This window comes from Spirosoma litoris (assembly GCF_054776755.1).
The window spans coordinates 416,503-430,220 of sequence record NZ_BAAHBI010000020.1 but is presented as its reverse complement, the minus strand read 5'-3'; the positions used below and the strand labels follow the sequence as shown (position 1 = coordinate 430,220).

The 13,718-nt window shown below is 46.7% G+C and carries 10 protein-coding genes; 8 read left to right on the top strand and 2 right to left on the bottom strand.

Annotated elements, in window-relative coordinates:
* Positions 1-29 precede the first annotated feature (29 nt).
* The 3 genes from ACYVGR_RS13800 (at position 30) to ACYVGR_RS13790 (ending at position 4,258) form a co-directional block, all read left to right on the top strand.
* Entirely contained in the window at positions 30-1,439 is a 1,410-nt protein-coding gene (locus ACYVGR_RS13800; RefSeq protein WP_460957531.1) for a hypothetical protein, read from the top strand.
* Positions 1,440-1,521: 82 nt separating this feature from the next.
* Positions 1,522-2,313: a queuosine precursor transporter gene (locus ACYVGR_RS13795; protein WP_460957529.1), complete on the top strand. Its 792-nt coding sequence runs from the start codon at positions 1,522-1,524 to the stop codon at positions 2,311-2,313.
* A gap of 163 nt (positions 2,314-2,476) precedes the next feature.
* On the top strand, positions 2,477-4,258 hold the full coding sequence (locus tag ACYVGR_RS13790) for a purple acid phosphatase family protein (protein ID WP_460957527.1): 1,782 nt from the start codon (positions 2,477-2,479) through the stop codon (positions 4,256-4,258).
* Positions 4,259-4,262: 4 nt separating this feature from the next.
* Here ACYVGR_RS13790 and ACYVGR_RS13785 read toward each other — a convergent pair whose 3' ends face one another.
* Positions 4,263-6,149 carry a cytochrome-c peroxidase gene (locus ACYVGR_RS13785; RefSeq protein ID WP_460957525.1) on the bottom strand — a complete coding sequence of 629 codons (1,887 nt, stop codon included), beginning with the start codon at positions 6,147-6,149 and terminating at the stop codon, positions 4,263-4,265.
* A 186-nt stretch (positions 6,150-6,335) separates the two neighbouring features.
* The gene (locus ACYVGR_RS13780; protein ID WP_460957523.1) at positions 6,336-7,094 is read right to left on the bottom strand and encodes a TrmH family RNA methyltransferase; all 759 of its coding nucleotides are present in this window, start codon (positions 7,092-7,094) and stop codon (positions 6,336-6,338) included.
* On the opposite strand from ACYVGR_RS13780, the gene tamL reads away from it, so the two are divergent.
* The 5 genes from tamL (at position 7,093) to lptE (ending at position 13,714) form a co-directional block, all read left to right on the top strand.
* On the top strand, positions 7,093-9,771 hold the full coding sequence (gene tamL, locus ACYVGR_RS13775; RefSeq protein ID WP_460957521.1) for a translocation and assembly module lipoprotein TamL: 2,679 nt from the start codon (positions 7,093-7,095) through the stop codon (positions 9,769-9,771). The two genes, ACYVGR_RS13780 and tamL, sit on opposite strands and share 2 nt — an antisense overlap.
* A gap of 31 nt (positions 9,772-9,802) precedes the next feature.
* Entirely contained in the window at positions 9,803-10,036 is a 234-nt protein-coding gene (locus ACYVGR_RS13770; RefSeq protein ID WP_460957519.1) for a hypothetical protein, read from the top strand.
* A gap of 201 nt (positions 10,037-10,237) precedes the next feature.
* A complete protein-coding gene (miaB, locus tag ACYVGR_RS13765; protein ID WP_460957517.1) occupies positions 10,238-11,716 on the top strand; it encodes a tRNA (N6-isopentenyl adenosine(37)-C2)-methylthiotransferase MiaB in 1,479 nt (492 codons plus the stop codon).
* 59 nt (positions 11,717-11,775) lie between these two features.
* The gene (locus tag ACYVGR_RS13760; protein ID WP_460957515.1) at positions 11,776-13,134 is read left to right on the top strand and encodes a sigma-54 interaction domain-containing protein; all 1,359 of its coding nucleotides are present in this window, start codon (positions 11,776-11,778) and stop codon (positions 13,132-13,134) included.
* A gap of 136 nt (positions 13,135-13,270) precedes the next feature.
* Positions 13,271-13,714, top strand: a complete 444-nt coding sequence (gene lptE / locus ACYVGR_RS13755) for an LPS assembly lipoprotein LptE (RefSeq protein WP_460957513.1) — start codon at positions 13,271-13,273, stop codon at positions 13,712-13,714.
* Positions 13,715-13,718 lie beyond the last annotated feature (4 nt).

The following is a 13,718-nucleotide window of genomic DNA, read 5'->3' as shown; positions in this document are numbered from 1 at the left end:
CGACTATCGATTATTAACTGATAACTGCTTTGCTTCGTTTCTTTCAATCTTATTTTCCTTACCAATACGTCAGCCTGCTCGGGCTGCTGTTGTTGATTCGCTTACCGCTCCTGCTCCATCCATTTCCGTTGCTGATTCCGGAGTTGAACTGGATGATCGTTGGCGAGCAGATAAGTCAGGGGAATTTATTGTACCGCGATATTTGGGATAGTATTAGCCCTCTCTCGGCGCTTGTGTATTGGGGAATCGACAGTGTGTTCGGGCGGTCGCCACTGGCGTTGCACGGGGCCGCGCTGCTGGTATCGGTATTCCAGATTGTGTATTTCAATTACCTGACGAACAATCGGGACCTTTATCCGGATCGTTCCTTCTGGCCAGGCCTGATTTATATGCTGTTCATGCACATTTCCTTCGACTGCCTCACGCTTTCGCCGGTTTTGATGTCGACGAGCTTTCTCCTATTAGCCTTCGGAACACTGATTCGGCAGATGGACCGAAGGGGCGCTACCGACGAAGTGTTTGAAGTAGGCTTTTATATTGGTATTGCCGCTCTGTTTTATCTACCATCGGCCTTATTCATTATCTGGGCAGCCCTATCGCTGCTTTTTTATACAGGCGCTACCTTTCGGCAATATTCGCTGTCGATATTTGGTTTTTTATTCCCGTTTGCCACAACGGTGCTGTTCTACTACCTCTACGATAGCCTTGACGATTTTAATCGGAATTTGCTGTCATCAGTATTTCGGGTTCGACAATATTCATTATCCGATTTCCAGTCGCTGTTAGCCTCCTTATTGATTCCATTAGGGTTGGGTGTACTTGGCTTTTTAAGCCTGCTCAATCGAGGAGGACGGTATGTCAATTTTCAGCAACGGATACAGCAGATTATGGCTATCTGGTTTGTTATTGCCGTGTTGACAATCGGATTAATGCCTTTTCTGGCGCCAATGGTTTTTCTGAGTTTTGTTCCTCCAATGGCCTACTTTACCTATTTTTACTTTGAAGGTATTCGTAGGGCCTGGCTGGCTGAGGTGACCTTTTTAATCACGTTCATCCTGATTTTGTTGCTGTTTTACCAGGGTGCTCTGGGCCTCATTCCGGGGGGTGAACTGGGGCGCTTAAGCAGTCTACAAGTGAAACCTTCGCCCCTACCAGGCGATATTAAAGATCGACGTGTCTTGATTATTGGTGAAGATTTTAGTGCTTACCGACAAAACAAATTGGCTACGCCTTATCTTAACTGGGATTTAGCGAAATATGATTTAAAAAATCTGGACGATTACGAAGCAGTTATCAATGTATTCGATCATTTCCGAAAAGACCCACCCGACTATATTATTGACCGAGAGAATGTAGTTGGTAAATTGTTTCAGCGTGCTCCGGCTCTGGCAGGTCAATACGAAAAAACAGCGGTAGCTGACGTGTATAAGCGTAAGTGATTTACGAATTTTGATGTGCCATTTACGATTTTGGGGTATCACCAATAATTCGTAAATCGTACATCAAAATTCGTAAATCAATATGCCTTCCTACACATTTACCAATAAACGAACCAACCTCTACATCTTTCTGAGCGCCGTTTTTCTGACCAATGCACTCATTGCCGAAATCATTGGGGTTAAGATTTTCTCTGTAGAAACACTGCTGGGTACCAAGCCCGCCCAAATTCATCTACTCGGCGATTTTGTTCTGGATTTTAACCTAACGGCAGGGGCGGTTATCTGGCCGTTTGTATTCATCACATCCGACATCATCAACGAGTATTTTGGCAAGGCGGGTGTTCGGCGCATTTCATTCCTGACAGCCGGATTTGTTGGGTACAGTTTCTTGATCATTTATGCTGTTACAACGCTGCCGCCTGCTCAGTTCTGGCTCGATGTAAACGCTAAAGATGCAGCTGGCAATGCCATTAATATTAACAATGCCTTCCAAATGATTTTCCGGCAAGGATTAGGGATTATTATCGGTTCTCTAACTGCCTTCCTGATCGGGCAAATCCTGGATGTATATGTGTTTCACTCGCTCCGAAAGATTACCGGAAGTAAAAAAATATGGCTCCGGGCAACCGGTTCAACCTTGGTATCTCAGTTAGTCGATTCGTTTGTTGTATTGGGAATTGCTTTTTACGTTTTCGGCAATTGGTCGTTAAGTCAGGTTCTGGCCGTTGGGATCATCAATTATATCTACAAAGCCACCTCGGCAGTTGTTTTGACGCCACTCCTCTATGTAGCCCATTATTTTATTGACCGTTATTTAGGCAAAGAGCACGCCGAAGAACTAGCGAATGAATCGGCGATGAGTTCATTTATGTAACTTTCTATTCGTCAGAAGCCTACCCCTAACTCTGGTTAGCAAAAAACGCATGACTACCTAAAAGATGGTCATGCGTTTTTTAGTATATTAGCTGTTTACTTTTTACTCTTCGTTCTAAACATCAATCCTATAGAACATACCTCTACCGTCAACTTATCAATCATTGAAACGTTTTTTATTGGTTAGTACCTTCTTCTGGTTCATCTGGACATTAACTAGTGCACAAACGATTTCGCGGGGGCCTTACCTGCAAATGGGCAGTCAAACAGCAGTCAGCATACGCTGGCGTACCGATGTACCTACAATAGGCAAAGTAAGCTACGGATTATCAGCTAGTAACCTATCTGCCAGTGTCAGCGAAGCGGTCAGCGCTACCGAGCACGAAATTCGGATTACGGGTTTAACCCCCGACAGCCAGTATTTCTACAGCGTGGGCACCACAACGCAGGTATTGCAGCAAGGGTCTGATAACTATTTTCTGACTGCACCATCTGCCACCACCAAACGTAAGATCCGGGTGGTTTCCTTTGGTGATAGTGGCATGAATCCCAATGGCAACCAGACAAACGTTCGGAACGCCTTCCTGAATTATCGGGGTAGTACGCCCACCGATCTCTGGATGCTCATCGGCGATAATTCGTATGATGGCGATGACCCAGCCTATCAGATCAATTTTTTTGAGGCCTACCAGACCACACTCATGAAAAATTCGATGCTGTTCTCGGTACCGGGCAATCACGATTATAGCAACAATAGCACACTTGCGGCTAACCATAATATTCCCTATTTCTCAAATTTCAGCCTGCCAACCAATGCTGAATCTGGCGGAGTAGCTTCGGGAACCAAAGAATGGTACTCCGTCGATTATGGACCTATTCACTTCATTATGTTGGATGGCTACGGAACTCGTCCGGTCAATGGGGTAGCGACTAAATTTTACGCGGATACGCTCAATCATCCGCAAACAGTCTGGTTGAAGCAGGATCTGGCCGCCACGACAAAAAAATGGAAAATTGTGTATCTGCACTTTCCACCTTACAGTATGGGAGGGCATAGTTCAGAAGGCGACCCTGATTTAGCGGCTATCCGTCAACGCATTAACCCTATTTTAGAACGCTATGGCGTCGATATGGTTGTGCTGGGTCATAGTCATAATTATGAGCGTTCGTACCCAATTCATGATCAATATGGCCCCATGAGCGATTTCAGCGCGAACCCTTCCGCCTACCGCTTTCCCGAAGACAATGGTACAGGGCGTTACGATGGCTCCGATAACTCCTGTGCCTACAAGAGCACATCGGAAAAGAAGAAACAGGGCACGGTTTACGTTGTTGCAGGCTCATCGGGAGCGTTGGGAACCAACCCCAACTTAGGAACACATGCCGTGATGGTTTCGACACAACGCTTGCAGGGCGGCTCTTTTTACTTCGAAGTTGAAGATAACCGTCTGGATGCCAAGTTTATTCAACCAAGCTCTTCCTCAAACTATGTCATTAGTGATCAGTTCACAGTTCTGAAAGATGTTGGTTTAACGCAGACGCTGACAGTACCACCTGGGCAATCAATGACGCTAACGGCCAGTTATCTAAGCGATTATCAATGGAGCAGTTCTACCAATACAGGCTTCTCGGCCTCTACCCGTTCGATTGTTATTAACCCATTAGCTGGCACTACCAGCACCTACACCGTAAGAGATAGCAAGAATTGCGTACAGGATGTCTTCACAGTGATTAGTTCAGGCCCTATGTTCACGCTTAAATCGGGAAACTGGAACGATCCCAGCATCTGGTCTGGCAATCGAGTTCCTACCAGTTCCGATACACTGCAGTTAAAACATCTGGTGAGCATTCCGGATAATACTGAGGTACATGCATTGACAATAAACTACGACCCCGGAATTAAGCTCCAGATTGGTTTACAAGCCAAAGTAAGGCTCGCCAACTAGCCGTTTAGTACCTGCCACCTAGCTTCCGCCGATTCAAGGTGGGCTCACGTTCAATAATTGGCAACTGAGTCGGGCGGCTAGTAAGGCCGGTTGTATCCGTTAATGAGTTTAGAAACGAAACCAGTGCTTTCTGTTCTACAGGCGTCAGATCGAGGGGCTTTTCGGCTAAGGTTTGTCCATCAAGATGAATACCAATTCCTCGTCCCCCACCCCGGTTGTAGAAATCCACAACCTGATCGAGTGTTTTATAAACGCCATTATGCATGTAAGGAGCGGTAAGAGCGGCATTACGTACCGTTGGCGTTTTAAACGCAAACCGATGGAGTTCTTTCTGGTACGTCATAAACTTCCCTAAATCTGAGTCGATTTGGGCGTTTTTGATTTTCCGGCGTTTGGGTACACCAATTAGTTCACTTTCAGTCTTGTCGAAATGGGGGGGCACAAAGCCATTGTAAATGGGGAAGAAATGGCAGGTTGCACAGCGGGCTTTGCCTAAAAACAAGTTGAATCCTAGCTTTTCGTCAGCCGTTAGTGACACCTCTTCTCTACGCAGATAGCGGTCAGATCGGGAATTAAGGCTCGTCAGGCTACGGATGTAACACGCCAGTGCGTTGCGTACGTTCGGGGCCGTCAAGCCGCCCGAGAAAGCTTCAGTAAACCTTTTTTTGTACTCACTGCTTCCCAACAGTTTACGAACGACTTCATCAGGAGACGTACGCATCTCGTGGGCATTTTTGAGCACATCGTGGGCCTGGTCTTCCAGATAAAACACCCTCGAATCATAAAACTGGACATTTTGCAAGCCAGCGTTCAGTAAGGTAGGCGCATTTCGCAGAACCGATTTCCGCCCCCGAAACGCCCGGCTTTTCACGCGACCATCGGTAAACGCCCGCTCTGGCTGGTGGCACGAAGCACAGCTCCTGGCATTATTCCCCGATAATAAGGGATCAAAAAACAGCACTTTACCCAACGCCACTTTTTGCGGAGAACTCCTAAAATCACCAAAGTTGATCAAGTAATCGGGTCGGAAAGCGCCCGAATCAGAGAGTGTGGCAACCATAGGCGACAGAAACCGGCCACTAACTGTCACCCCAACGCCTAGCGTCTGTCGAGCCTGCTGTAGTACATTACAAAGTGGATAGAGTTGTTCCCGAATAAATGCAACCCGGTCGAAACTACTAAAACCAGAGGCCTGGCTTACAGCCTGTATAGCGGCTAGCCAGTTCTTTTCTATCTGCGTTGCTAACGCATCAGGAAGACGTTTGGCATACGGTTGGAATGTTTCATGAAGGGTACTAAGAACAACGGCAGCTTCGGGTAATCCGGTCTGGACTTCGGGCGCATCATATCCAGTAATCCCCAAGGTCAATAACCGGAAAAGTTCCTCCCGTATGGCCTCTAAAATATCGGTATCCGATAGTTTGTTAGCGGGTATACCCTGCTCCAATCGGGTTGAGTACGATAGTAATATCTTTAGTTCGTGAGCTAAGCTGTCTTTTTGCGTTCGATCGTAAGCGGGAAATAGGTAAGGCTCAATAACTTGCAAACCGCGGGGCATCATAAGAACCTCACCAGGCTCATCTACTTCAACTTCTACGACCGGGGGGCCATTGACGCGACTCGCCAAAACGGGCTGATAATATTCCAATAGCCATTCGAGACGCTTGTACCCTAACCGGCTTCGTTTGAAAGCCGCCTGTAGTGAATCCTGGGGAGCATCGCTTTGTACATAGGTTGCCAGTTGCTGAACCTGCTGATGAAACCGACTTTTATCAGCAAGAAATCGGGCGTATACCTGCTCTCCCTCGGGAGGTGTTTCCTGAGGTAAAAAAGCCGCAGTAGCCACCAGTATAAAGAACAACCCCAGCGCCCGATACATTGAAACATTCATTTTCACGAAGATACGGAACGAACACTCGCTCATTGATGGCGATTTATAGCGAGTGTAGGATAAGCTCTTTTTAATGAGCTAAAAGGAAAAAGTTTTCGACAGGATTGACAAGATTTACAGGATTATTTTAGAGAATTAATCCTGTAAATCTTGTCAATCCTGTCGAAAAAACCTGTCTTACATACTTTACTGCCTCGCATTAACCCGTCGAATATTATCCAATAAAACAGCGGTAGCGATTCCAACGTTTAATGACTCAGCATCGCCATAGCGCGGAATCGTCACACGTTGCGTCACGAACTGCGCTACTTCAGGGCGGATTCCGTTCGACTCATTGCCCATCACCAGATAACCCGATTGACTAAATGCCAGTGTATGCACATCCTCACCGCCTAAAAAAGCGCCATAAACAGCCAATGAAGTGTTTTTTTGATTCAGCACCTCAACGATATTGCCATACCACCACTGCACCCGGGTAAAGGAGCCTTTGCTAGCCGAAATAACTTTGGGGTTGTACACATCGGCTGTGGTTTCGGAGCAGAGAATTTTCCGGACACCATACCAGTCGGCAATTCGCAGAATGGTGCCGAGGTTACCAGGGTCCCGAATATCATCTAAAATTAAAGCGATCTCACCTGGTTCGGCCAATAGCGGACGGTTCTCTTTCGTTTTGACCACAGCGAGCGCTGCATTATTACTTTCGAGGGTGCCAGCCCGTTCAAGATCACTAACCGATGCAATTTCGACGGGCGTTCGTTGGTGGTCTGTTAAGCGAGCGTTTTCTTTGTAAAATGCTTCGGTCGCGACAACAAGTTCAATCTGAAAATCAGACTGTAGAACTTCCTGAACGCTCTTGGCCCCTTCGACCAGAAATGCCCCATTCTGCTGCCGGTATTTTTTCTGGTGCAGCGACTGAATATATTTAAGTTGATTTTTAGAAAGCATGAAATTGATTTACGATTTACGATTTACGATTTACGATTTATTGGGTAAGCTATGTTTTGTAAGAAGCTGGCTGCCATTCGTAATTCGTAATTCGTACCTCGTAATTCTAATTGGTTTATCCGGTTGCTTGAGTTCGAAGAAGTTACGTACAAACTCGTATATCCTGACGGCGCAAACGATACGGGGCAATCATACAATTTCGAGTGAGTCTCTGGAAAGCCTGATTCCCCAAAAACCCAACCGTCGGATTCTGGCCCTCCCCATCACTCCGCCACTTTGGTTCTATCAATTGGGCGCAAGTCGGTACAACCGCGAGAAGGCCCTACAGGAGTTACAGGCCAAAACTAACGAATTTGAAGAGCAAAGCCAGCAATTAGCTGATCAACCCCAGGCGCTAAAAAAACTGAATCGTCGGTATGGTCGGAAATTGAAGCATCTGCGCGTAAAAGCCGAAGAAGGAAACTGGCTCATGCGGAGCCTTGGGGAGCCTCCCTCTTATTTTGCAGAGAGCGATGCCAAAGCCAATGCAGCCAAAATGCAGAAGTACCTCTCTGACAAAGGCTTTTTCAATGCAAAAACGGCGTATTCGCTCGATACTTTACGCCGTCGGCAGATCCGGGTAAACTACCTGATTACCGAAAATGAAGGCTTTTATCTACGCAACATTACGTATACGATTGCCGATCCTCGGGTCGACTCGATTGTTCGTCAATCATTTGACAAATCAAAACTCCAAACCGGCGAACGATTCGATTTTGATAACATGGCGAATGAGCGTATTCGCATTGAAACGCTCTTGCGTGACCAAGGTTATTACACTTTTTCGCGGCAGTATATCCGGGCTACTGACGTGGATACGGTACGCCGGGGTAATGATCGTCGTTTTCATGACAAGCTCGAACCCGGCGATTCGACTCGTCGAAATGTAGATGTAGCGTTGCAGATTGTCAATCCACCCGGCAAATCGGCACATCCAATTTATCGAATTGGCGATGTGGAAGTGCGCGTCAGTCCCGATATAGATGCGTCGGGGAGTTCCACGACAACAACTTCGCCAATTGCACTGGATACGGTGTATCGCAACGGCATTACTTACTTATTGGGTGGGCGCGATCTCTCGACTCGATTATTAGACGCCAAAATCCTGATTCGCCCCGGACAGTTGTATAATCAGACCAATTACCGGGATACCCAACGCCAGTTGTTTCTGCTCAACCAGTTTAAATACATCAATGTCAACTTCATTGATAGTACCAATCGATTACTCCGAACGCTCGTAACGGCCTCTCCATTAGACAAGTACGAAGCTACTGCAGAGGGAGGTGCTACCAGCCTGCTGTATCAGGGGCAAGCCTTTCCGGGCGGTTTTGGCAGCTTGATTTTCCGGGTGCGTAATATGCTGGGAGGACTCGAAACCTTCGAAGTCTCTGCCCGCTACGGAATAGAAGCTCAGACCGGATTTGTGGTCGATCCAACGAATCCCACTAAAGTTGTTTATAAATCGCAGGAATTAGGTGTTAGTAGCTCCCTGACTTTCCCCCAAATTTTGTTTCCTGGTCCTCTTCGGTTTGGGTTTAACCGCTATGCCCCTCGTACGCAAGTCAGCTTAAGTCTCAACAATACGTTTAGACCCGATTTTCGACGATCACTTCTTCGGGCATCCATGGCTTATAACTGGCAAACCACACCAGCTAAGCAATTCAGTTTTTTTATTGCCGACATTAACCTGATTAATGCTGGTGATGGTAGCAACAAGATTATAAGCGATGCTTTTAAAGATCAATTGGATAGTCTACAGAAGACAGGAAGCACAGTCTATCTAAGCTTCCGGCGGTCAATTAGTTCAAGTTTCAGTTTTGCGTACACCTACAATACGAATACGCCAAACCAAAATCATCGGGCTAATTTCCTCCGTGCAGTGATTGAATCAGGCGGAACAACCTTAAACTTCTTTCCTGATGCGCAACTACGAAAGTTTTTTAAAACGACCGACACTACAGGGTTACAGTTTTATAAATTCCTGCGCTTCAACCTAGATTACCGGCATTACATTCCTCTGCGGCCACGTACAACGCTAGCCTTTCGATTCAATACGGGGTTAGTATATGGCTACGGCTCAAATAATACCGCTCCTTACGAAAAATTGTTTTTCGCGGGTGGTAGCAACAGTATTCGAGCCTGGCTTCCCCGGCGATTAGGCCCTGGCTCCGAATGGCCACAAACAGTAGGCGGCAAACCTGTATTCAGTTCACCTGATGAACAACAATTTCTTTATATCATTGAAAAACCCGGCGATATGATTATCGAGGGGTCGGCTGAGCTACGAGGTAGGTTATTTCATCTTGGGGCCGACGTTAATGGGGCTATTTTTGTGGATGCGGGGAACGTCTGGAACATAAGATATAATGAGAAACGCCCTGGCACTACCTTTGGGTTCGATACGTTTATTCCACAAATTGCCGTTGGTACTGGCGTTGGTCTTCGAATCGATTTCTCCTTTTTTGTGATCCGATTCGACGGCGGTATCAAAGTATGGGACCCTGCCCGGAGATATATTGATCCAACGAGCGGGGAGCCCGTTGACAAACGATTTACCCTCCCTGAATTCTCCCTGAGTAAGTTATCGAGCGGGCCTAACCCGTTGGTCATCAACTTTGGGATCGGTTACCCCTTCTAAGCATTACCCATATATACCCATAAATAAACTCATGATTGCTACGTATTTTAAAGACAATGCTCCTAGGGATGAGCAGCTTGTGTACTATGGCCTCTCCGAATCCAGACCGCCTACACTTCCTCCCGATAGCCCTATTGGCCGCTGGAATGGGAATTTCGGGGTGATCGTTACCGCCCATCTTCAAATCAATGATTATGTTGGTAATGCCACAGCCTGCTGGGCTTATACAGGCCAAATAACGATGGTTCCAGCGTTGTTTGCTTAACTATCTCTTTGTTTTTACTGCTACATCCAGCTAAGCTTTAAGAGAAATTAACGGCATATATCCTGCCAAAATGACAGCATAATCGGGGCTTTCTTCGTAATTTTGTAAAACTAGTCGTCAGTTAATAGTCGTTCATCGCTGATCATAGCGAAGTTAGAAACTATTAACTGACGATTGTTGACTATCAACTGACGACGAACAATGACGCTCATCCCCGAACTTACCATACTACAACCGGCTGATAAGGAACAGATTGATCTGCCACGCACCTCGGAAGACGAGTTGGCAGTAGGTAAAAAACGGCTCTATATTGAAAGTTATGGCTGCCAGATGAATTTCGCCGATAGCGAAATTGTAGCAGCCGTTATGCGAAATGCAGGGTTTGCAACTACTTCATCGGCCGAAGATGCCGACGTTATTTTTTTAAACACCTGTGCAATTCGTGATAACGCTGAACAGAAAGTCCGGCATCGGCTCAAACACCTTACCGGCCTTAAACGCCAAAAACCTGAACTACTGGTAGGTATGCTTGGTTGTATGGCTGAGCGACTGAAAGTCAAGCTACTGGAAGAAGAAAAAGTAGTTGATATTGTCGCGGGTCCAGATGCGTACCGTGACATTCCCAAACTGGTTGAAGAAGCTGAATCGGGCCAGAAAGCGGTAAACGTGTTTTTGTCACGCGAAGAAACCTACGCCGACATTTCCCCCATCCGCCTGAATTCGAACGGCGTTACAGCCTTCGTTTCGATCATGCGTGGCTGCGATAATATGTGCAGTTTCTGCGTAGTGCCCTTCACTCGTGGGCGCGAACGTAGTCGTGATCCTTATAGCATCGTTCGCGAAGCACAGGACCTCTTCGATCAAGGTTATCGCGAAGTGACACTGCTCGGCCAGAATGTGGATTCATACAAATGGCAGGGAGCAGGGAGCAAGGAGCAAGGAGTAGAAGGCGCGGAGAAAGATTCTGAGCACCCTATTCCGAGTACTATGCCCCTTACCACCTTCGCGAACCTCCTCGAAATGGTGGCACTTATCCATCCCGACCTGCGCGTACGGTTTTCAACGTCGCACCCAAAAGATATTACGGATGATGTGCTGCACACGATGGCACGGTACGAAAACATCTGTAACTATATCCACTTACCGGCCCAAAGCGGCAACAGTCGGGTATTGAAGCTGATGAACCGGACTTACGACCGTCCCTGGTACATCGGCAAAATTGATCGAATCCGGGAGATTCTGGGTGACGATTGCGGCATCTCGACCGATATGATTTCGGGCTTCTGCACCGAAACCGAAGAGGAACACCAGGAATCGCTGTCGCTTATGGATTATGTCCGCTATGACTACGCTTACATGTTTGCCTATTCGGAACGTCCTGGTACGCTAGCCGCTAAAAAATATGCGGATGACATCCCTGAAGACGTAAAAAAACGGCGGTTGAATGAGATTATCGCCCGGCAACTAGCGCACTCTTCAGAACGGAACCAACGTCATATCGGTCAGGTACAACGTATCCTGATCGAAGGAACCTCCAAACGCTCTGAGGACTACCTCTGTGGCCGGAATGACCAGAACAAAATGGTCGTTTTCCCGAAAGGGAATCATGCAAAAGGCCAGTACGTCAACGTACTTGTCACCGAATGCACCTCTGCAACATTGCGGGGCGAAGTAGTTTAATCGTTCCATGTTTCAGGCTCAGCGTTGAACCTGAAACATGGAACTCGGAACAAAGACGAATGAATCAACAGGAAATTCAAAGCGTTAAACAGCGCTTCGGTATAATTGGTAATGCACCAGCTCTTAACTACGCCATCAACGTAGCGATGCAGGTGGCTGCGACCGACCTGACTGTACTCATTACGGGTGAAAGCGGTAGTGGTAAAGAGTCTTTTTCGAAGATAATCCATAGCCTGAGTGCCCGTAAACACGGCCAGTTTATTGCCATCAACTGCGGAGCCATTCCTGAAGGTACAATTGACTCGGAGTTGTTTGGTCACGAAAAAGGCTCATTTACCGGTGCTGTTGATTCCCGAAAAGGGTATTTTGAGACGACCAACGGAGGGACTATTTTCTTAGATGAAATTGGCGAAATGCCGCTCGGTACACAGGCCCGATTGCTACGTGTGCTCGAAAATGGAGAGTTTATTCGGGTTGGGTCATCGAAGACGCAGAAAACCGATGTTCGGGTTGTTGCTGCGACTAATGTTAACCTGATGGATGCGGTTGAAAAAGGAAAGTTCCGGGAAGACTTATACTACCGTCTGAACACCGTTCCCATTTTTGTACCGCCCCTCCGCGAACGTGGCACCGATATCGAACTCCTGTTTCGAAAGTTCACGACCGATTTTGCAGAACGCTATCGCATCAACCCGTTACAATTAACTGAGAGCGCCAAGCAAACCCTCATGGCCTATCCATTTCCGGGTAATATTCGGCAATTGAAAAATATTGCAGAACAAATATCTATCCTTGAGTCGGAACAGAACAAACCGATTGACGGTGAAACTCTGGCCAAATACCTGCCTCTTTCTCAACAACCAAACCGAACACTAGCCTTGTTTCCGCAAGCTCCCGGTACCAACGGTGAGAATTTTTCGGAACGGGAACTGCTCTATAAAGTGCTGTTCGATATGCGTCGGGATGTGAACGATCTAAAAAAACTCGTTCGCGATGTACTCGGCAATGAACAGGATGGTCGGCAGATTCTGCATAACCACAAAGACTTATTCGATTCAATCGCGCCCGATGTCGATTTGCGACCATCGACGGATGTAAGCGTTACCCGCTTTTTGCCTGCTACGAATGGCTCAATCCGTGCAGAGACGCCACCGCCTTCAGAAACCTACGGTACCCATCCCCCCGTTCAGATTTTTGATAATGTAGATGGTGATGTCAACGAAGTAACCGAGGTAGAAGATGTAACTCATGAAACGGAAGAAGACGATTCGCTCTCGCTCGAACGGCAGGAAAAAGAAATGATTCTGAAAGCACTTCGGCGCAACAACAATAAGCGTAAATACGCAGCCCAGGCACTTGGTATCTCCGAGCGGACGTTATACCGAAAAATTAAACAGTATGAGATTGATGAAGAGTAGGCTTTTAAATGATGAATTAAGAATCAGTCCGCCGATGCGGATGAATGATGAATGTAAAACCATAAATAAATGGCTTAGTCGTATTCTACTATCATTCATCATTCTTAATTCATCATTCATCATTCAGTCTTGCGGAGTGTATTCTTTCACGGGAACAACGCTTTCTCCCAATATAAAAACCGTAACGGTAAATAATTTTGTGTTGGCAACAGCTGGGGGGCCTGCTAACCTGCCGCTGACGTTTAATGAGAAACTAAAGGAATATTACCAACGCTACACGAACCTGAAAGTAGTTCCAAGCAACGGCGATATGGTGCTGGAAGGTAATATTACAGGCTACGACCTGTTGGCAGTGGCCCCAACAGCACAAGATCAGGCGGGCGTTAACCGATTACAAATCACGGTTTTGGCGCGTTTTTATAACAATAAAGACGAGAGTAAGAACTTCGAACAGTCGTTTTCGTTCTATCAGGATTTCCCACAGGGGCAAACTCTTAGCCAGAATGAAAGTCGCTTAGTGCCAAAAATTCTGGATCAGATCGTTCTTGATATTTTCAATAAAACTGCCGCCGACTGGTAAAAAA

Excerpts from the sequence above, each read along its gene's own strand:
- ACYVGR_RS13795 (WP_460957529.1), top strand. The coding sequence starts at position 1,522 with ATGCCTTCCTACACATTTACCAATAAACGAACCAACCTCTACATCTTT.
- ACYVGR_RS13785 (WP_460957525.1), bottom strand. The coding sequence starts at position 6,149 with ATGAATGTTTCAATGTATCGGGCGCTGGGGTTGTTCTTTATACTGGTG.
- tamL (WP_460957521.1), top strand. The coding sequence starts at position 7,093 with ATGAAATTGATTTACGATTTACGATTTACGATTTACGATTTATTGGGT.
- ACYVGR_RS13780 (WP_460957523.1), bottom strand. The coding sequence starts at position 7,094 with ATGCTTTCTAAAAATCAACTTAAATATATTCAGTCGCTGCACCAGAAA.
- ACYVGR_RS13770 (WP_460957519.1), top strand. The coding sequence starts at position 9,803 with ATGATTGCTACGTATTTTAAAGACAATGCTCCTAGGGATGAGCAGCTT.
- miaB (WP_460957517.1), top strand. The coding sequence starts at position 10,238 with ATGACGCTCATCCCCGAACTTACCATACTACAACCGGCTGATAAGGAA.
- ACYVGR_RS13760 (WP_460957515.1), top strand. The coding sequence starts at position 11,776 with ATGAATCAACAGGAAATTCAAAGCGTTAAACAGCGCTTCGGTATAATT.